This is a genomic window from Pseudooceanicola lipolyticus, assembly GCF_002786325.1.
In the GTDB taxonomy this organism is placed as follows: Bacteria; Pseudomonadota; Alphaproteobacteria; order Rhodobacterales; family Rhodobacteraceae; genus Pseudooceanicola_C; species Pseudooceanicola_C lipolyticus.
Map to the genome: position 1 here is coordinate 203,565 of NZ_PGTB01000002.1, position 19,613 is coordinate 223,177.

Below are 19,613 nucleotides of genomic sequence, written 5' to 3' on the forward strand. Positions count from 1 at the left end.
TCGTAAAAAGGGCCAATCCGCTTGGTCATACGCCACGGAAAACCGGTTTTCTCTTGCTCAGAAAGGCGTCGATGCCTTCGGCGTGATCCGCGCTCTTGATGATTTGCCCCTGAATGATGGCTTCTGTTTCAAGAAAGCTCTCCAGAGACGGTTGCATCGCGGCGCGCATCAGCCGCTTGGTACCGGCCAGGGCAAAGGTTGGCCCCGCGGCCAGGTCTGTCGCATAGTCCAGGGCCGCCCGGTCGAGGGCATCATCGGGATGAACCTGGCTTGCCAATCCCAGGCTCAGGGCTTCATCCGCCGGCACCATCCGCGCTGAGAAGGCAAGGTCCGTCGCACGTTGCCGACCGATCAGATTCTGAAGGAAAAACGCCGCGCCGCCATCGGGGGCCAGCCCGATCTTGCGAAAAACCTGACCGAATCTTGCCGTCTCGGAGAGCAGGATAACGTCGCAGGCGAGCGCCATGCTCAGACCGATCCCGACCGCCGGACCGCGCACCGCGGCAACCACAGGCTTCTCGCAATTGAATATGGAAAGGATCATCTGGTGCGCCCTGTACAAGCGCGCCCGATCACCCCAGACATCGTCCTTGCCCATGGTCGAAATATCCGCACCCGCACAAAAAGCGCGGCCCTCGGCCCGCAGTAATACGGCGCGAATCCGCGGGTCAGTTTGGATATCGCGAAACGCGTCCAGGAGTTCGACGCGCATGTCGAGGGTCAGCGCATTCAGCTTGTCGGGCCGGTTCAACGACACGACGGCCAGACCTTCTGAGTGTTCCACAGTGATATCGCTTGTCATGACCACCCCTCCCTTTGGCGAAGATTCGTCAGTCAGTGAACAGCGCCCGAGCAATCCCGTTCTTATGTATCTGGGTCGTTCCCCCGGTGATCGTCAGCATCCGCACATCCCTCACCATCCGCTCCAACGGAAGCGAACCGAAATAGCCGTAGCCACCGAACATCTGCATGGCGTCATGGGTGACGCGCTGTGCCATTTCGGTGGCCTGAACCTTGGCGATCGAAGACAATGTTGGATCGGGCTGGCCGCGGTCGATCAGCGACAGCGCCGTATAACACAACGACCGCGCGGCCTCGATCTGCACCTTCATGTCCGACATCATCCATTGCAGCCCCTGCATCTCGGACAGCGCCTTGCCGAATTGCCGGCGGGTCTTCATGTAGTCGCGTGCAAGGTCGAACGCCCCCTCGGCGACACCAAGCGCCAGTATCCCCATGCCGACGCGCGTGGCGTTATAGACACCCAGCGGGCGGACAAAGCCGCTGGAGTTGCCGGCCAGCCCTTCGGTCACGACGTTTTCGGACGGCACCCGCACATCGTCGAAATGGATCTCGCATTCGTTGCAGCCGCGCGCGCCCATCTTCTGTTCAAGAATATGGACCGAAACGCCGGGGCTTTTGCGGTGCACCAAAACGGTTCCGATGCCTCGCGCGCCTTTGCTTTCGCAGAACCGAGCATAGACCAGAAGGTAATCGGCCCTGTCGCCGAAAGTGGTAAAGATCTTGCCGCCGTTCAGCACAAACCCGTCCCCGTCCGGGCGCAGCGATGTCGTCACCGCGGTGGCGTCCGACCCGGCCTCGGGCTCGGACCAGGAGATCGCGCATTCGATCTCGCCCGCGGCGAAGCGGGGCAGGAAAGCCTGCTTCAACGCCTCGCTGCCGCAGGTGGCGATGATCCGGGGCGAGACGTTCTGATCGTGAACGATCAGCGCGGTATTGAAATCCACCTTGGCCAGTTCTTCGATCACGAGATAGCAATCCACCAGCGGCGTACCGCCACCGCCGTATTCTTCGGGAATGGTCATGCCCAGATAGCCAAGCGCGCCCAGGCGATGGTGGTTTTCCTCGGGGTAGATGCCGTCGCGGTCCCAGCGTGCGGCGCGGTCCCGGAATTCCCCGAGCGCCAGTTTGCGCGCGGCATCCTTGAGAGCGACCTGTTCTGTCGTTAGCAACGAGGGATGCATCCGCCCTACCCCCGCCGCTGGTCGAAGCTGTGGCCGTAGACCATGGCGGCGATCGTATTGCGCAGGATTTCGACGGTGCCACCGCCAAGCGCGAAGCCGCGCGCGTCACGCACCATACGTTCCAGCGGGTATTCGCGCGTGTAACCATTGTGACCGTGGATCTGCAGCGCTTCGTTCGTGACCCTCTGCGCCATTTCGTTGGCGTAAAGCTTGGCCATGGTCGCATCCATCGGATCGGGAAAGCCGTTCGGCGCGGGGTTGGTCGCGGCCCGATAGACCATCAGACGCGCAGCATGGATCTGTGTGGCCATGTCGGCGATTTTCCATTGCAGGCCCTGGAATTCCTTGATCGGGCGCCCGAACTGATGGCGAATCTCGGAATACGACTTTGCAGCATCGAAAGCGCCCTGCGCCAGCCCCACGCACATCGCTGCGTTGCCCACCCGCTCGGGTCCGAAACTGCTCATCAACAGCGCGAAGGAGCGCGAGCTTTCCGGGTCCCCTTCGACCAGCACATCCTCGGGACCGGCCTTGTAGTTTTCAAGGATAATCTCGGCCTCGGTCAGCCCCCGGCCACCCATCTTCAGCGATATGTGGCCGATCCGCGCGCCCGGCTTCTTCAGATCGACGACAAAGGCACCAATCCCCTTCGCCCCGCTGGCCTTGCCGAAACGGCAGAAGACCAGCGCATAATCGGCCACATGGGCGCCCGTGGACCAGCATTTGTTGCCATTCAGCACCCATCCGTCGCCGTCCCTTGTGGCCGTGGTGCGCAGGTCTGTCACCGCCGACCCCGCCTCTGGCTCGCTGATGGCGATTGCGATGAATTTCTTGCCGGCCGCCATGTCTGGCAGGAACCGCTTTTTCTGCTCGTCGCTGCCCAGAACGCTGATTGCCCGGGATGGGCCGTTCAGGTAGAGTTGCGAGACCAGCGCCGTGTTGAAACAGACCCGCGCCATTTCTTCCAGAAACACCGTGCCCTGGATCACTGGCGCGCCGGAGCCGCCGTATTCTTCAGGGATGAACATTCCCAGATAGCCAAGTTCGGCCAGCTTGTCGCGGTTCGCGGCTGGAAACTCTTCGGCTTCGTCCCAATGGGCGGCCCTGGGAGCAAACTCGCGCTCAGCCAGCTTGCGTGCCTCGTTGCGAAAATCCTCCAATTCCGGATCGAGCTTGAACATGTCAGTAGGTGTCCTTTGATTGAGCAGAGGGCAGGTCCTGTTCCAGCGCGGCCAGGATGCGCGCCGTATCGGCGCCTACGGTTGGTGCGGGGATAGGGGCGACCTGTGGGTGAGCCGCGAAACGCATCGGCAGCCCTGGAACAGGGACCGTGCCCAGGTCTGGATGCGGAAGGTCATGGATCATGCCGCGGGCGCGCATGTCATCGTCCGACACCACCTCAGCGAGCGTGCGCACCGGGGCGCCCGGCACATGTGCGCTGCTCAGGGCCGCGAAAATCTCGGCGCGGGTCTGACTTGAGGTCCACGCCGTCACCCAGCCATCGACTTGGGCACGCCGCGCGCAGCGCGCGGGTCCCGCGGCCAGTTCGGGATCTTCGGCCAGATCAGGGCGACCCATGGCCCGGGTCAGCTGCTGCCAGTGGCGATCATTCAGGCACATGATGGCCACCTGCCCGTCGCGCGCCGGAAACAGGTCGTAGGGTGCGACCTTGAGCACGGCCTGACTGTTGCCGGCCCGGTCGGCGAACCCGTCAGGCGCCAGCAGATAGCTTGCGATATTCGACGCCAGCGCGTGGTGCGTGACGTCCTGCATCGCGATCTGGACAAAGTCCCCGCGCCCTGTCGCGCCGCGCGCATGCAACGCCGCCATAATGCCACCAAAAAGGTGGATACCGCCCAGAAAATCGGTGATCGCTGCGCCGCATTTCACCGGCGGACCATCGGGAAACCCGGTCACCGACATCAGCCCGGTCAGGGCCTGAATAGGAAAATCCATCGCCGGCGCATCGCGATAGACGGAATCGGCCGCGTAACCCTTTCCTGACCCCATGACCAGGCGCGGATTGCGGGCACAGAGTGTTTCCCACCCCAGCCCCAGTTTCTCCATCGTACCGGGACGGAAATTCTCGATTAGAACATCGGCCGAATCTGCCAGCGCCAGCAGGGCGCTGCGCCCGCCCTCGGACCCCAGATCAAGCGTCACGCTCTGTTTGCTGGAATTGAGCATCATCGCTGCGGGGTTCTCGCGCCCGCCCGCGATGCCGCGGATACTGTCGCCGCCGGGCGGCTCGACCTTGATGACCTCGGCCCCCATGAGCGCGAACATCAGACCGCAATAGGGCCCAAGGTAGACCTGCCCGAGGTCGATCACCCGAAGACCGGCCAGCGGGCCACAATCGGGCGCCGCGTTCATGATCCGACAAAGCCCGGCGGGCGCTTTTCCTTGAAAGAGGCGACCGCCTCGCGGTGATCTGCGGTCTGCATGATATGGGCTTCGGCGGTTGCCTCGATCTCGAGATAGGTCGCGAAATCGCAATCCATGCCACGGTTCAGCATCGACTTGCCCAGCCCAAAGGCTCGGGTCGGCCCTTCGGCCAGACGCACGGCCAGCGCATCGGCCTCTGCGTCGAGCGCGTCTTCTTCGTGGATTGCGTGGACGATCCCAAGGTCGTGCGCCTCTTGGGCATCGATCACCTGGGCCGTCAGGAACATCGCCTTCGCCCGCTGCGTCCCGACCGTCCGCGCCAGCAAGTAAAGCCCGCCACCGTCGGGCACGATCGCCACGCGCGCATAGGCCTGGCAAAAGCGGGCCGAGGGCGCGGCCAGGATCACGTCAGCCAGAAGCGCAATGTTGAACCCCACGCCAAAGGCCGGCCCGGCAACCGCCGCGACGACCGGCTTTTCAAGATCATATAGCATCCGGGTTACGCGGTGCTGTTGTTTCATGCGGTCCCGCATGGCCACAGGCGAAGAACCGGCGAAGGTGCTGATATCGCCTCCGGCGCAAAACGCGCCCCCGGCACCCGTGATCAACAGCGCGCGCACGCGGTCATCGTCGCGCACCTGGGTGACGATGCGTTCCATCTCTTTGCGTGCGTCTTGATCAAGGGCATTCTTCTTCTCGGGAAAATCGAAAGTCATCCGACCAACGCTTTCCGAGCGGCTGTAGAGCAATGGCACCGCTTCCTCCTCCCAGGAATGGGCTAGCATGGAACACGATAGGAGTGGCATTGAGCGACGGGCAATAGTCCGGTGCGGAAAATCAGACATGTGTAAAATTCACCCGTTCTGTGTATTTCCTTGCGGTCTGCTGGCACGTTTTTTCGGCTTCCCTTCCCATGCGCGCCCGTCACGGCTACGGGCCTCGGCACCCCCTGTTGAAACAGCAAAGAAGAAATAGACAATGTACTCCGACACCCCTCTCGGCCGCTTGCGCCTGCCTGTGATCTGCTCGCCCATGTTCCTGGTGTCCGGGCCGGATCTTGTCGTCGCCCAGTGCAAAGCCGGCGTCATCGGCAGCTTTCCGGCGCTGAACGCACGCGAGTCCGAAGGTGAACCGCCGCTGCTTGAAGCCTGGCTCAAGCGCATCACTGAAGAGCTTGACGCGCACAATCAGGCCAATCCCGATCGGCCCGCCGCGCCATTCGCGGTCAACCAGATCGTCCATCGATCGAATGATCGGATTGAGCGGGACGTCGAAATATGTGCGCGCTGGAAAGTGCCTGTCTGGATCACATCAATGGGCGCACGGGAAGACGTCAACCAGGCGGCACATGAGTGCGGCGGCACTGTACTGCACGATGTAATCAACAACAAATACGCCAGGAAAGCGATCGACAAGGGCGCCGACGGCCTGATCGCGGTCTGCGCCGGCGCTGGCGGCCACGCCGGGGCCTTGTCACCCTTTGCGCTGGTTCAGGAAATCCGGGAATGGTTCGATGGTCCGCTTGCCCTGTCCGGGTCCATCGCGACCGGGCGCTCAATTCTGGCGGCGCAGGCCATGGGTGCGGATTTTGGGTATATCGGATCCCCCTTCATTGCCATGACCGAGGCGGTCGCGTCGGAGGAGTACAAGCAAATGATCGTCGAAGGCGGGGCCGATGATATTGTCTATACCGACTATTTCAGCGGCGTGCATGCCAACTATCTGAAACCGTCGGTGCGGGCGGTCGGTCTCGATCCGGACAACCTGGCCGGGATCGGCAACAAACTCGATCTGGCCACCGGCGACATTCGCCCCAAGGCCTGGCGTGACATCTGGGGCAGCGGTCAGGGGATCGGAGCGGTGAAAGAGGTGATGACCACGGCGGACTACGTCGACCGTCTCGACCGGGAATACCAGGTCGCCAAAGATGCGCTCTGTTCCTGACGAAAGAGGGCGGCCGGTTGCCCGGCCGCCCATCTGTTTCTGCGGTTGTCGCGAATGATCGAGACCCGATCTTAGCGGTCCTTTTGGTTGACGATCAGTTCTGCATTTTCGGGTAGTTCCGAAACAATGTTCACTTCGTCGACACGAATTCGTGTATGCAGTTTGAAGTTTTTGGCGGCGGCTGCTTCCGCAGCAGAAGCGTCGGCACCGTCTTCCAGCACAAGCGAGAGGCGGATCATGTCGCGATCGTTCTCGCGCGTTACCACGGCCTGCGCGGCCTTTGCGCCCGGCGTGCCGATGACAACTTCTTCAACCACGCGCGGATAAACGAAAATCTCGCGCACTTTGACCGCTGCCCCGACCCGTCCCTGCAATGCTGAAATCCGGCTGACGGTGCCATCCGCGTTGCTTTCCAGGGCAAAGGCGCTGTCGCCGGTGCCGAACCGGATCATCGGCCAGGTGGCATCGCGCGCGGTCACGACAACCTCGCCCGGTTCGCCATGGGCGACCTGTTCGCCGCTGACCGGATCGCAGATCTGCACCACGCGGTCGGGATGAACCAGATAGCCTTCGCCGCCATCCTCATAGGCGACAAGGCCTAGATCGGCGGTGGCATAGGCGGCCCAGGTGGACACGCCGTATTCGGCCTCGATCCGGCGGCGCTTGGCCATCCAGTCGCCCATCTCACCGCCGAGGAAGGCTGTCTTCACCTTCCATGCGTCGCGGCCATAGGTTTCGATCACCTTGTCCGCCAGCGTCAGGAAAAACGCGGTCGAGGCGCAGATCGAAGTCACGCCGGTTTCGACGATGATCTGCGCCTGAAGCTCGGTATTGCCCACGCCGCCGGGAATCACCGTGGCACCTGCGGCCTGTGCCGCTTCGTCGAACAGCAAGCCTGCGGGCACAAGATGATACATCCAGGTGTTCAGGATGATATCCCCCGGCCCCACGCCTGCCGCCTTGAAAAGCAGGTCCAGGCCATGACCTCCCTCGCCCGAAAGGGCCGGCTCGAAAATTGGGCCAGGGGACACGTAGATCCGTCCAATATCCTTCAGATCCGAGGCAAGGAATCCGCCGAAAGGCGGGTTCTCGCGCTGGATCTTCAGAAGCTCTTCTTTTTTCATCACTGGAAGTCGCGAGAGGTCCGCCACCGATGTGACGGCTGCCGGATCGAATCCGGCAGCCGTAAATCGCGATTTCAGGCCAGGAGCTTTTTCGGCCGCAGCGGCATAGGCTTGCGCTATATCTTTGTAGATATCATCAGACATTTCCATGCCTCCTCGTCCAATCGGGCGTTAAAGCGGGCAGTCCTTGCGGAAGTTTGGCGCGCGCTTCTCGCGGTGCGACAACACACCTTCCTTGACGTCCTCGCTCATAAAACCAAGCATCTCCAGCGCGGTCGACGCATCAAAGATCGGCCCGGCCTGGCGCAGCCAGTTGTTCAGCGAATACTTGGTCCAGCGGATCGCGCTTTGCGAGCCGTTGGCCAGTTCGACAGCCGTGTCCAAAGCGATCTGCTGAAGCTCGTCATCCTCGACGCACATTGACACCAGACCGATGCGCTCGGCCTCTTCGCCCGACACCGGCTTGCAGGTCATCAGATAGTATTTCGCCTTGGCCATCGAGGTCAGCAGCGGCCAGATAATCGCCGCGACATCGCCAGCGGCAACGCCCAGACGCGGATGACCATCGACAATCTTTGCCCGTTTCCCGGCGATCGAGATGTCGGCCAGGATGGCAACCACAAGGCCCGCGCCTGCCGCAGGGCCATTGATCGCGGAAATGATCGGCTTGTTGCAGTTGATGATGTTGTAGACGAGATCCTTGGCTTCTTTCCACGTCTTCATGATCTCGTGCGAGTCGCCGATCATCTTCTCAATCAGGCTGAAATCGCCGCCCGCCGAAAACGCCTTGCCCGCGCCGGTCACGATGACCGCGTTGATGTCGGGGTCGCGGTCGATGTCGATCCACATGTCCGTCATCTGGGTGTGGGTTTCGGCATCGACCGAGTTGAATGTCTCGGGCCGGTCGAACGTGATGCGCAGGACGCGATCCGCCGGGTAGTCAAATTTCAGTTTGTCGTACTTTGCGTAACGCTCCGACATAGGTCTTTTCCTCCTCAGGGTATGGGTTCAGCCAGGCAGTCCCAGGACGGCCTTGGACAGGATGTTTCTTTGGATTTCGTTCGATCCACCGTAGATCGTGGTAGGTCTGGCCTTGTAGAAGCTCGACAAAACGTCGACGCTAACATTGCCAACCTGAAGCGGCCCGATGGAGCCGCCATCGGGACCGGCTGCTTCGATCATCAGCTCGGTGATGCGCTGGAAGCATTCAGTCACCCAGATCTTCAGCATGGACACATCCGCACCGAGCGTCTCGCCACGTTTGAGCTGATCTGCAAAACGGGCATAAAGCGCGGCATGATCTTCCACATCCAGTGCCGCTTGGGCAAAGCGGTCACGGAACACCGGATCGTCAAACGCGCCACGGCCACGGGCAAAGCTTTCAAGCTGTCCCAGAGCGTTCTGGGCCAGACTTGGCGAGCCGATGAAGATGCGCTCGAAGCTCAAAAGCGCCTTGGCCATCGTCCAGCCCTTGTTCAGTTCGCCGACCAGGTTTTCCCGGGGAGTGCGGGCATTGTCGAAGAACACCTCGCAAAATTCGGTCTCACCCGAAAGGGTGGTGATCGTGCGCACCTCGATCCCCGGCTGATCCATCGGAGCAAGAAGGAAACTGATGCCCTGCTGTTTCTTCGGCGCATCGGGATCGGTGCGCACCAGCATGAAGATGTGCGTGGCATCATGCGCCATCGTCGTCCAGATCTTCTGGCCGTTAATGACGAAATCGTCGCCGTCAATTTCCGCGCGTGTGCGCAGGTTCGCCAGATCGGACCCGGCGCCGGGTTCCGAATAGCCCTGACACCAGATATCTTCGCAACTCAGGATACGCGGCAGCCAGTAATCTTTTTGTTCCTGGGTGCCGAATTTGATGATCAGCGGCCCGACCATCTGCACGCCCATGTCGCGGCCGCGATTGACGCCCCAGCGCTGCTGCTCTTCGTAAAAGATCAGCAACTTGGCGGCGTTCAGCCCCATACCGCCGAATTCAGCGGGCCAGGCTGGCGCGACCCAGCCCTTGGCGTGAAGCTTGCGGTGCCAATGTTCGATCTCGGCGAACTTCGGTCGGTGCGGCAGGTGACGCAGCTCCTCGGGATATTCCGCCTCGAAGAACTGGCGCACTTCTTTGCGGAACTCTGCATCGGTCATAGCGTTCCAGTCGGTCATTGTGCTGCCCCCTCTGCTTCGCGTGCCTCGAACCATATCCGCCTGTGATAGGCATCGTCGCCCAACCAGGCCGACAGCACCAGCGCCCGGTTCAGGTAGAGCCCGATATCGAACTCATCCGTGTACCCGACGGCCCCGTGCAGCTGGATGGCGTCGCGCGTGATCTTCTTGGCGGCGGTGACCGCGCGAGCCTTGGCCCGGCTGGCAAGCCGCGCCCGGACTTTTGGATCGGTTTCGCTGTCCATCTGCGCAAGCGCCTCCCGCACTCCGGCCTGCGCGACCTCGCACATCACGTTGAGGTCGACGGCACGGTGCTGGATGACCTGGAATGATCCGATCGGCTTGTCGAACTGCTCCCGCGTCTTGATGTAGTCGAGCGTGATCTCGAAGGCGCGCTCGCTCACGCCGACAAGCTCGGCCGCGGCAAGCGCCGTTGCATCGGCGACAGCCTCGGCCAGTGCAGTGAGAACCGCACCGCTGCTGGCCAATTCCGCGGCCGGAGTTCCCGAAAACGAAAGCTCGCCCAGAGAGCTGCCATCCGCCTGCGTCCGCTTGTCGATGACAAGCCCCTGCGCGTCTGCCTCAGCCAGAACCAGAACCGGACCATCATCCTGTTCGGCCACGACAAGGAACCCGTGCGAACCGATCGCACCGACGACCCAGGCCTTGCCACCGGTCAGCTTTCCGTCCGCGTATCGGCAGGTCGCATCGGCAGGCGCCCCGTCGGGGCCGCGTTCCTGCCAGGCAACCGCCAATGAAATTTCGCCGCCGATGAGCTGTGCCATCTTCGGATGATCCGGACAAAGGCGGCGCAGAAGGCCGAGGCTCAGACCTATCGTCGACACGACCGGTTCCGGGGCAAACACACGGCCGACTTCCTCGGCGATGACACCCCCGGCGGCTAGGCCCATGCCAAGCCCGCCCTGATCTTCGGGCACCGCCACGCCGAAAACACCGGCCTCGGCCAGTTCCCGGACCATCTCCGGATCGAAACCGCCCCCGGCATCACGGAGTTGTCGGGCTCTGTCACTTCCGCCCGCCCGTTCAAACAACGTGCGCACGCTCTCGCGCAACAGGCGAAGGTCTTCTTGTTCGCTGGAAAGGAACTCAGTTTGTGTCATTTTGTTTTCGCTGGATCATCACAGGGGTGTCGGTCGAAAAAACGACCTCGCCCTCGGGGTTTTTGGCGCTGAGCGTATAGTGCAAAACACCTCTGTCGGGCTTGCTTTTTGACGGCGTGACCGCGTTGACCGTCAGTTCGACATCAAGGGGTTCGTTCGGGTGCACAGGCCGCAGCCAGCGCAAATTGTCAAAGCCCATGCCGCCGATATTGGCAACATCGACCATCATCTCGGTCATGACCGGCTTGAACACCTCAAGCATGGTCTGAAAGCCCGAGGCGATCAGGCTGCCATGTATGGCGGTTGCATAGTCTTCATCGGTGTGCAGCCGCTGCGGATCCCATTCCTTGGCAAAGGCCTTTATCGAATCCGCGCTCATCGGAGCGCTGCGAAAGCGATAGACTTGGCCCGGCGAGAAGTCTTCCAGATACCTCAAGAGGCACCCTCCTTTGCGAAACCGTCATCGTATCCGCTCGCATCCTTGGATATCCGGATGCGGTTGAATTCTTCCAGCTTCGGATAGGTTTCCTTGAACGCCATCAGGAACTCACCCATCGGCGCGTCGAAATAGAGACCACGGTCGTTCACATATTCCATGTGCCGGTGATTCTGTTCGTCGAACTCATGAAAGAGCGCGTCGTGATAGCCGTCGAAGACCAGGGGTTTGACCCCGAATCTTTCACACAGTTCCATGTTGAATGCAGGTGTCACCTTGTAGGCCTCATTCCCCAACCACAGCTGAACATAGCCGTGGTAGATAAAGAGATCGGTCCCCATCAACTCCTGCAACTTGGGTGTATTCAGGTGGTTGCGCACATCCGCGAACCCCAGAGCGGCGGGGATACCCACAGCACGCAAACAAGCCGCCAGAAGAATTGCCTTGGGAACGCAAAACGCCGCTTCCGCGCCAGCGATACGGCTGGCACGGTAAGAGTCCTCATCCAGCGCAAAACAATAGGGATCATAGCGAATATCGTCGCGCACCGCTTCGAACAGGCGGATCGCCTTGTCTCGATTGGTTGCGTCCACAGGAAGATCACGCAAAGCCGATGTCACGAAACCCTGCACTTCCACGCTATCGCTTTCCACAAAGCGCGATGGCATGACATAACGCTCAGCTTCAGTCGGCAGGTCATCGTCAGACTTGTCCATTGGCCCCCCTTTTTCTAACAAATGTTAGATTACCGATTCAAATCCTGCCCGTCAACGGGATTTACTCTGTTTTCGGTTGGTCCACGCCATAACGCGGATTGTCTTCGCCCAGAGTGGCTGCAACTCCGACCGAATTTCCGGAAGAACGGAACTCCGGGGCAATTGGCAGCGGCAAAGCGGGCGCGTCCCGGCCGGAGATTTTTACGGTCCGCCCGAACACGTCACGCGCTTTGAAATGCGGGTCACGCGCCGCCTCGGCGGGCGTCTTCACGACCGAACAGCAGCAATCTGCCGCAGCCAGCAAAGGCTCCCAATGGGTCGAGGGGTGTTCCCTCAGACGACGTGCAACCTCTGCGGCACAGGCATTTGGATCGGACCAGTCATCGCGAAGGGCCACAGGCAAACCAATGACATCGCAGAACGACTGCCAGAACTTTTCTTCCAACGCGCCGACGGCGATCTGACGCCCGTCCGCAGCCGTATAAAGCCGATACCGGGCCAGGCCACCCGTCAGACGGCTGCCACCGCTTTCGATGTTCTGCCCGGCAATCACACCTTCGGCATGGGCCCAATAGGCAAAGGCGAACGCCCCCTCGGCCATTGCGATATCCAGATGCGTCCCCTGCCCGCTTGCCTGCCGCGCAATCAGGGCCAGCAGGATATTCATCACCGCAGGATAGGTTCCGCCTCCGATATCGGCGACCAGCCCGAACGGGGCTGTTGGCTGGTCATCCGGTCCGCGACTGAGCGACAGGATACCCGCATCACCGACGTAGTTGAGATCGTGGCCGGCGGCGCTGGCCTTTGGTCCGGTCTGGCCATAGCCGGTGATCGAACAATAGATGAGACCGGGATTGATCTTTCGCACCGCTTCATAACCAAGCCCCAGCCGGTCCATCACGCCGGGACGAAACTGCTCTACCAGAACATCGGCCTTCTCGATCAAGGGGCGCAGACGTTCCACTGCGCCCCTTGACTTGAGGTCGATGGCCACCGATCGCTTGCCGTGGTTCAACACAGCAAATCCGATGCTCTCTCCGTCGATCTTTGGCTCCGTGTGGCGCGCGTCCTCGCCGGCTCCGGGCCGTTCGAACTTGATCACTTCGGCGCCAGCCTCGGACAGCATGAGCGTCGCCATCGGACCGGGAAGAAGTGTGCTGAAATCCAGCACCAGGATATCCTTGAGCGGTTGAGCCATCTTCACTGCCTCAGGCAAAGCGCGCCGCGCCGTTGTTCAGAACAACCACGTCGCGTGCAGGAATAGACGCTCGAAACCGGGCCTCGCCGTCCTCTTCCCAGATTTCGAACCGCACGGTTTCGCCGGGATAGACCGGAGCCGAGAACCGAACATCCAGACCGACAAGCCGGGCAGAATCATAGTCCAGCAACGTCTTGAGAATCGCCCGGGCGGCCAGACCATAGGTCGCCAAACCGTGCAGGATCGGGCGGTCGAACCCGACCGACCGCGCGACATCGGGGTCGGCATGCAGCGGGTTCATGTCGCCGCTGAGCCGGTAGATCAGCGCCTGGCGCGGAAGCGTCTCGATATCACATATGTGATCGGGCACCCGGTCCGGCAGCACCGCCGGCGTCGGGCCGGGCCTGTTCTCGCCGCCGAATCCGCCGTCGCCCCGGGCGAAGGCCGACATCGCGACGCGTGCCAGCTTGTCGCCGCTGTCCGCGTCGATGATCTCGCGGCTTTGATAGATCACAGCGCCCTTGCCCTCGCCCTTGTCCGAGATGAAGTCGATCTGGCTGCGGCCGACAATCCGGCCATGTGTCGGCAGCGGCTTGTAGATGTCGAGCCACTGTTCGCCGTGCAGCACTTTTTGCCAGTTTACGCCGGTCTTGGGATCGCGCAGCCAGAAGCCGGGATACCCCAAAATGACCGCCATCGAGGGAACCGCCTTCAGACCGTCCTCATAGACAAAGGCCAGTTCTTTCTTGTCTGTCGGATCTTCGCCGAACCCCAGCCCGAGTGCGTAAAGGATGGTATCCCGCTCGGTCAGAGTCTGCTTGATCTCTTCGAAATCCCAATTCGAAAGTGCTTCGAAATCCAGTGGCATGATCTTTCCTCCCTTAGTTGCCGTCAGAGCGTGTTTTGCGATCCAAGTATGGCCGTGACCTGACTGGACAGCACACCGCCGTTGCCATGCGCCAGCGCCAGATCAATATCCTTCAACTGAATGCCCGGCGCGTCGCCACGGATCTGACGAGCAGCCTCGATCACTGTGAAGATACCGTACATCCCGGGGTGCACACAGGACAGGCCTCCGCCATTCGTGTTCACCGGCAAGGCCCCGCCAGGCGCGATGCGCCCGCCCTGGACAAAGGCCCCGCCATCGCCCTTGGCGCAGAACCCCAGATCTTCAAGAAACAGGATGGTATTGATGGTGAAGGCATCATAAAGCTCGACCGCCTGGATGTCCGCAGGGGTCACGCCGGCCGCCGCAAAAGCGCGCGCGCCCGAGTCGCGGGCTGCGGTCACGGTGAAATCCTTCATCTGCGAAATCTGCCGGTGCGAGCTTGCCGCAGCACTGCCCAGCACATAGACAGGCGCCTTCGGGAAATCCCGGGCGCGGTCCGCGCGGACCATTACGATCGCGCCGCCGCCGTCGGTGACAAGACAACAGTCGCGCACGGTCAATGGATCGCCCACCATGCGCGCACCCAACACGTCCTCGCGGGTCAGCGGGCCGCGCTCGAACGCTTCGGGGTTGTGCTGCGCCCAGGCCCGCGCAGCAACGGCCACGTCGGCCAGCTGTTCGCGGGTGGTGCCATATTCATGCATGTGCCGCGCCGCCGCCATCGCATAGGCCGAGATCGGATAGCGCGGATTATACGGCGCCTCGTAGGCCGGCGGACGTGAAGCGGTCACGAGTCTGCCCGACGCGGTGCGCTGGTTGGAGCCATAAACAATCAGCGCGACATCACACAGACCGGCGTCCAGCGCCATGGTCGCGGACGTCAGGTAGTTTACGAAAGACGAACCGCCCGACATCGTGCCATCAATGAAACGGGGCTGGATGCCCAGATACTCCGCCGCCATAAGCGCCGGCATGCTGTCTTCCATCATGGTGCAAAACAGCCCGTCGACGTCGGACAGGTTCAGCCCGGCATCGCCAAGCGCCGCAAGCGCGGATTGCGCCATGACATCATAGGCCGTCAGGCCATGGGCTTCTCCGAAACCGGCATGACCGGTTCCCACGATGGCGGATTTTCCCCGAAGTTCAGTGGTCATGGCCTATCCCTCCGACGGTTTGAAAAGCACGGCCGGAACACCCTCAGCCTCGCCCACGAATGCGGTTACAGGCATGTCGATGACGACCTCACCTGGGGCAATGCCCTCGACCCGGCTCATCATCCGGACACCCTCGTCCAGCTCGACGACGCATACGTTGTAATCGCCGCCCCGTTCGGGCTTTCGGCGCACAACTGTTGTGGTGTGGACCCGTCCCTTGCCGCTAGCCTTCTTCCAAGAAATCGCGCTGCCATGACAATGGGGACACAGGACTCTCGGGAAAAAGTGATATGCCCCGCAGTCATCGCACTTGGGCAGCAGGATCTCTCCCTCTGCCAGCGCGCGTTGGAAAAACTGGTCTGGTCGTTTGGCGTCCTGCACCGGCGTTCTCCTTCAAGCGATCCAGTCTTTGTCTAATCGTATTGATTATGTTTCTAACAATTGTTAGATTTAGTCAACCTTTCAGGATCAATTGAGAGAAACTCATGTCAGGTTCAGACTTAGCCCCCCTTTCCGGCAAACTCGTCGTTGCGTTGGAACAGGCAGTCGCCGCGCCTTTTTGCTCCTCGCGGCTGGCCGATGCCGGCGCGCGTGTGATTAAGATCGAACGCAAGGGAGCCGGCGATTTCGCCCGCGCCTACGATACCGCCGCCAACGGCGAAAGCGCCTATTTCACATGGTTGAACCGGGGAAAGGAATCGGTGGCGCTGGACATTAAAGCCGACGAAGACCGTGAAATCCTGCTCAGGATGCTGGAAAACGCGGATGTGTTTATTCAGAACCTGCTGCCGGGCGCGCTGGCCAAGCTCGGGCTCGATTCCGCAAGTCTGCGAGAGAGGTTCCCGCGTCTCGTGACCTGCGACATCACCGGATATGGCGAAGACGGCCCGATGCGCAACGCCAAGGCCTATGACCTTCTGGTGCAATGCGAGAGCGGTCTGGCATCAGTGACCGGCACTGCGGACGGACCGGGACGGGTTGGAGTGTCGGTCTGCGATATCGCAACCGGTATGACAGCCCATGCCGGAATCTGCGAAGCACTGGTCGGGCGAGATAGCACCGGCAAGGGCAGCGGCGTTTCCGTGGCAATGTTTGATGTGATGGCCGACTGGATGTCGGTTCCGCTGCTATATCACGATTACCTTGGCAAGCCGACACCCCGTGTCGGACTGAACCACACGGTCATCTGCCCGTACGGGGCCTATGAATGCAAGGACGGTCAGCTTGTCGTCATTACCGTGCAGCACAGCGGCGAATGGCAAAGGTTCTGTGAACACATACTGGGCGACGCGGCTCTGGCAACCGACCCCCGTTTTCACGACAACACATCGCGCATCAACAACAAACCCGCGCTCGAAGTGCTCATCAAGGCCGTGTTCGCCTCGCATGACCGCGCCGAGATGCTGAAGCGGCTTGACGCTGCGGGCATTGCCTCGGGCGCGGTGAACGACGTGGCGACCCTGTCCGGTCACCCCCAGCTTGACCGATCCGTGATAGGCACACCCTCGGGCGAGATCAACGTCCCGACACCCCCGATCCGGCGCAGCGTCGGCGAAACGACACTGCGCCCCTGCCCGGCCTTCGATGCGCAAGGTAAAGCCATTCGCGCCGAATTCGGACCCCGTTCATGAAAACGGTGGACAACCAAAAGGGTGGACAATCAAATGACCGCTGAGAACAAACCGGCGATCCTTCAAGGCGTGAAGATCGTCGATCTGACTTCTGTGGTTTTCGGACCTTTGGCGACGCAGATGCTGGGCGATCTGGGGGCCGATGTGATCAAGGTGGAAGGCCCCGAGGGCGATCTTCTTCGCCAGGTCCAGCCATCGCGCAACAAGCTGATGGGGGCCGCTTTTCTGGGGACCAACCGTAACAAGCGCAGTGTCGTACTCGACCTCAAAACACAAACTGGTCGCGATCAGTTGCGCAAACTGCTCATCGATGCCGATGTGATGATTTCGAGCATCCGGCCTGCGGCGCTGGCCAGATTGTCTTTGGATCCCGAAACTCTACGCCAGGAAAACCCGAACCTGATCACGGTATCCGCCACCGGTTTCGGGCAGGACGGGCCCTATGCCGCCAAGCCTGCATTCGACGATTCCGTCCAGTCGGTGTCGGGATTGGCCAGCCTGGCGACCCTTCGCGACCCCGAGGCACCGCCCGCCTATGCCCCGACAATTCTCGCCGACAAGCTTGGCGGGGTCACCGCTGCCTATGCCGTGATGGGTGCCCTATTCCACCGCGAGCGTACGGGAGAGGCTCAGCATGTTGAGGTTCCGATGTTTGAGACGCTCGCCGCCTTCCTGTTGGCCGAACATATGGATGGTGCCACCTTTGAAGAGCTTCCGCAGGATTTCGGCTATGCCCGCATGCTGGTTCCGCACCGGCGTCCAGTTCAGACCGCTGATGGCTACATCACAATTCTGCCTTACACCAACGTACAATGGGCGCGATTCTTCAAGACGGTTGGGCGCAATGACATGATCGACCATGTCTGGGTCACGGACATGGACGCCCGTAGCCGCAACATCGGCGCAGTATACGATATGGTGGCGCACATTGCGCTGACCCGGACCACAGATGAGTGGCTTGACCTCATGGAGCAGGCCGACATACCCGCCATGCCAGTGCGCAACCTTTCAGATTTGCCGAACGATCCCCATCTTGCCGCAACCGGGTTCTTTCAACGGATTGATCACCCGACCGAAGGTGCGATCTGGACGACACGCCCGCCGGTTCGCTTTTCGGCGACCCCTTCGCGACATGATCATCGCCCGGCCCCGCGACTTGGGGAACACAGCGACGAAATTCTGGGGCCGGGCAGGGAATAGCCCCACCCGGCACCGGACGGATCAAACATCCATCGAGCGTGCGATCAGTTCCTTCATGATCTCGTTGGTGCCGCCATAGATCATCTGGACCCTGCTGTCGGCATAAAGTCGCGCGATGGGGTATTCCATCATGAAACCGTAACCGCCGTGCAGTTGCAGGCATTCATGCATGACCTCGTTCTGCGTCTGGCTGCCCCACCATTTCGCCATCGAAGCCGTGGCCGCATCAAGTTCGCCCGCTTCAAGACGCGCGAGCCCGTCATTTACGAAGGAACGTAGCAATTCGGCCTTGGTTTTGCATTCCGCCAGTTTGAAGCGTGTATTCTGGAAGTCCATGATCCGGCTTCCAAATGCCTTGCGGTCCTGAACATATTTCACAGTTTCATCGATCGCAAAATCAATAAAGCCGAGCGCGGTAATGCCGATCATCAGCCGCTCCCAAGGCAGCTGCTTCATCAGCTGGTAGAACCCCTGCCCCTCTTCCGGACCAAGCAGGTTCGCCGTAGGCACGCGCACATCCTCGAAGAACAGCTCAGCAGTATCCGAACCTTTCATACCCAGTTTCTTCAGGTTCCGTCCCCGGCGAAAGCCCTCGGCACCCTCGGTTTCCAGAACGATCAGCGAAACGCCCTTGGCGCCGGCATTGCGGTCGGTCTTTGCCACGATCACAACCAGATCCGCCGTGTGCCCGTTGGTGATAAAGATCTTCGAACCGTAGATCTTGTAGTGGTTGCCATCCTTTTCGGCATGGGTCTGGACGTTCTGAAGGTTTGACCCCGTTCCAGGTTCGGTCATGGCAATCGCCGCAACGCTGTCGCCGCTGACCAGTTTCGGCAACCACTTTTTCTTCTGTTCCTCACTGCCATATGCGTTGAGATAATGGATTACGATGGATTGGATCCCATAACCCCAACCTGTATCACCGGTGCGCCCCTGCTCGTAGACGGTAATCGCGTCGAACCCGATGCCGCCACCGAACCCACCATATTCTTCGGCAATCGAGCCACCCATGACAGAGGTGGTCCTAGATTTTCGACCAGTTTGCAGCCCTCAATCCCGCACCTGACGCGATCTTCATTGCATCGTTGTCTGCGGCGGCATGGGAGATCCCGTTTGCCAGAGGCCGAAGGTGAAAAGCCGAAGCGGCAGAATTTCAAACGCGACCCGATTGGCTATTTTCCTATCGACATCGCCGAAGTCAAGACAGCGTAAGGAAAGCTTTATCTCTTTGAGGCCATTAACCGGATCAGCAAGTTTGCTTTCGCGCAACTGGTCGCGCATGTCAATCGCAAGTCGGATTGGGAGTTTCTTCAACACCTTCTCGAATCCGTTCCGTACAAGATCCACACGAACCCGACGGATAACGGCATCCAGTTCGCTGAACAGGCTCGGAGCCGTGACAGCGTGACGTTCCGCAAGATGCGGTTTGATCTGATCTGTGAGGCAAATGATATCAAGCATCGACTAGCGAAACCCAACCACCCGTGGAGTGAGGAGGGTCAGGCAATGGTCCGAGGGACCATTGCCCCGACGAACGGCCAGGTCGAAGGTTTGAACTGAACCGCGCCGGGTTTTCCGGAGGCTCCAACTCTTGAGTAGCAACTGTGTTTCAAACAATGGCGTCTCGGTAGGCCGTTCCAGTTTTGATCATTGCGTTGAGAACGGTCAGT

The 19,613-nt window shown here is 60.7% G+C and carries 18 protein-coding genes and 2 pseudogenes; 4 read left to right on the plus strand and 16 right to left on the minus strand.

The features are described 5' to 3' along the window. Positions 1 to 25: 25 nt before the first annotated feature. The 5 genes from CVM52_RS02165 to CVM52_RS02185 are packed head-to-tail and all read right to left on the minus strand — an operon-like array spanning position 26 to position 5,125. Positions 26 to 802, minus strand: a complete 777-nt coding sequence (locus CVM52_RS02165; protein ID WP_027264330.1) for an enoyl-CoA hydratase/isomerase family protein — start codon at positions 800 to 802, stop codon at positions 26 to 28. A gap of 28 nt (positions 803 to 830) precedes the next feature. Continuing rightward, positions 831 to 1,973, minus strand: a complete 1,143-nt coding sequence (locus CVM52_RS02170) for an acyl-CoA dehydrogenase family protein (RefSeq protein WP_027264329.1) — start codon at positions 1,971 to 1,973, stop codon at positions 831 to 833. A 17-nt stretch (positions 1,974 to 1,990) separates the two neighbouring features. Further along, positions 1,991 to 3,166 carry an acyl-CoA dehydrogenase family protein gene (locus CVM52_RS02175; RefSeq protein ID WP_027264328.1) on the minus strand — a complete coding sequence of 392 codons (1,176 nt, stop codon included), beginning with the start codon at positions 3,164 to 3,166 and terminating at the stop codon, positions 1,991 to 1,993. A 1-nt stretch (position 3,167) separates the two neighbouring features. Further along, on the minus strand, positions 3,168 to 4,358 hold the full coding sequence (locus tag CVM52_RS02180) for a CaiB/BaiF CoA transferase family protein (protein ID WP_027264327.1): 1,191 nt from the start codon (positions 4,356 to 4,358) through the stop codon (positions 3,168 to 3,170). Further along, positions 4,355 to 5,125 carry an enoyl-CoA hydratase/isomerase family protein gene (locus CVM52_RS02185; RefSeq protein WP_223228104.1) on the minus strand — a complete coding sequence of 257 codons (771 nt, stop codon included), beginning with the start codon at positions 5,123 to 5,125 and terminating at the stop codon, positions 4,355 to 4,357. Before CVM52_RS02185 ends, CVM52_RS02180 begins: the two co-directional genes overlap by 4 nt. A 223-nt stretch (positions 5,126 to 5,348) precedes the next feature. On the opposite strand from CVM52_RS02185, the gene CVM52_RS02190 reads away from it, so the two are divergent. After that, a complete protein-coding gene (locus tag CVM52_RS02190; RefSeq protein WP_027264325.1) occupies positions 5,349 to 6,314 on the plus strand; it encodes an NAD(P)H-dependent flavin oxidoreductase in 966 nt (321 codons plus the stop codon). 71 nt (positions 6,315 to 6,385) lie between these two features. On the opposite strand, the gene CVM52_RS02195 is transcribed toward CVM52_RS02190, so the two are convergent. The 10 genes from CVM52_RS02195 to CVM52_RS02240 all read right to left on the minus strand — a co-directional run bounded on the left by CVM52_RS02195 (position 6,386) and on the right by CVM52_RS02240 (position 15,493). Continuing rightward, positions 6,386 to 7,438 (minus strand): phenylacetate--CoA ligase family protein, encoded by a 1,053-nt coding sequence (locus CVM52_RS02195; RefSeq protein ID WP_237267657.1) that lies wholly within the window; start codon positions 7,436 to 7,438, stop codon positions 6,386 to 6,388. Positions 7,439 to 7,609: 171 nt separating this feature from the next. Further along, entirely contained in the window at positions 7,610 to 8,419 is an 810-nt protein-coding gene (locus CVM52_RS02200) for an enoyl-CoA hydratase/isomerase family protein (protein ID WP_027264323.1), read from the minus strand. A 27-nt stretch (positions 8,420 to 8,446) separates the two neighbouring features. Further along, entirely contained in the window at positions 8,447 to 9,634 is a 1,188-nt protein-coding gene (locus CVM52_RS02205; protein ID WP_240620830.1) for an acyl-CoA dehydrogenase family protein, read from the minus strand. Next, the gene (locus CVM52_RS02210) at positions 9,595 to 10,719 is read right to left on the minus strand and encodes an acyl-CoA dehydrogenase family protein (protein WP_100160979.1); all 1,125 of its coding nucleotides are present in this window, start codon (positions 10,717 to 10,719) and stop codon (positions 9,595 to 9,597) included. The genes CVM52_RS02205 and CVM52_RS02210 overlap by 40 nt, the downstream gene beginning before the upstream one ends. Beyond that, positions 10,706 to 11,155 carry a MaoC family dehydratase gene (locus CVM52_RS02215; protein WP_100160980.1) on the minus strand — a complete coding sequence of 150 codons (450 nt, stop codon included), beginning with the start codon at positions 11,153 to 11,155 and terminating at the stop codon, positions 10,706 to 10,708. Before CVM52_RS02215 ends, CVM52_RS02210 begins: the two co-directional genes overlap by 14 nt. Then, positions 11,152 to 11,871: a transglutaminase-like domain-containing protein gene (locus CVM52_RS02220; RefSeq protein ID WP_027264319.1), complete on the minus strand. Its 720-nt coding sequence runs from the start codon at positions 11,869 to 11,871 to the stop codon at positions 11,152 to 11,154. Before CVM52_RS02220 ends, CVM52_RS02215 begins: the two co-directional genes overlap by 4 nt. Positions 11,872 to 11,932: 61 nt before the next feature. Then, positions 11,933 to 13,069: a CaiB/BaiF CoA transferase family protein gene (locus CVM52_RS02225; protein ID WP_027264318.1), complete on the minus strand. Its 1,137-nt coding sequence runs from the start codon at positions 13,067 to 13,069 to the stop codon at positions 11,933 to 11,935. A 10-nt stretch (positions 13,070 to 13,079) separates the two neighbouring features. Continuing rightward, positions 13,080 to 13,937 (minus strand): MaoC/PaaZ C-terminal domain-containing protein, encoded by an 858-nt coding sequence (locus tag CVM52_RS02230; RefSeq protein ID WP_027264317.1) that lies wholly within the window; start codon positions 13,935 to 13,937, stop codon positions 13,080 to 13,082. A gap of 23 nt (positions 13,938 to 13,960) precedes the next feature. Beyond that, positions 13,961 to 15,112 (minus strand): thiolase family protein, encoded by a 1,152-nt coding sequence (locus tag CVM52_RS02235; RefSeq protein ID WP_100160981.1) that lies wholly within the window; start codon positions 15,110 to 15,112, stop codon positions 13,961 to 13,963. Between the two features lie 3 nt (positions 15,113 to 15,115). Beyond that, positions 15,116 to 15,493, minus strand: coding sequence for a Zn-ribbon domain-containing OB-fold protein (locus CVM52_RS02240; protein ID WP_100160982.1), 378 nt, complete (start codon positions 15,491 to 15,493; stop codon positions 15,116 to 15,118). Between the two features lie 104 nt (positions 15,494 to 15,597). Between CVM52_RS02240 and CVM52_RS02245 the strand changes: the two genes are divergently transcribed. Further along, positions 15,598 to 16,743, plus strand: coding sequence for a CaiB/BaiF CoA transferase family protein (locus CVM52_RS02245; RefSeq protein WP_100160983.1), 1,146 nt, complete (start codon positions 15,598 to 15,600; stop codon positions 16,741 to 16,743). A 33-nt stretch (positions 16,744 to 16,776) separates the two neighbouring features. After that, positions 16,777 to 17,943, plus strand: coding sequence for a CaiB/BaiF CoA transferase family protein (locus CVM52_RS02250; RefSeq protein WP_100160984.1), 1,167 nt, complete (start codon positions 16,777 to 16,779; stop codon positions 17,941 to 17,943). Between the two features lie 21 nt (positions 17,944 to 17,964). Here CVM52_RS02250 and CVM52_RS02255 read toward each other — a convergent pair. Further along, a pseudogene (locus tag CVM52_RS02255) lies at positions 17,965 to 18,957 on the minus strand (acyl-CoA dehydrogenase family protein); the annotation flags it as partial. Between the two features lie 24 nt (positions 18,958 to 18,981). On the opposite strand from CVM52_RS02255, the pseudogene CVM52_RS27575 reads away from it, so the two are divergent. Beyond that, a pseudogene (locus CVM52_RS27575) lies at positions 18,982 to 19,500 on the plus strand (transposase family protein); the annotation flags it as partial. Between the last annotated feature and the right edge of the window lie 113 nt (positions 19,501 to 19,613).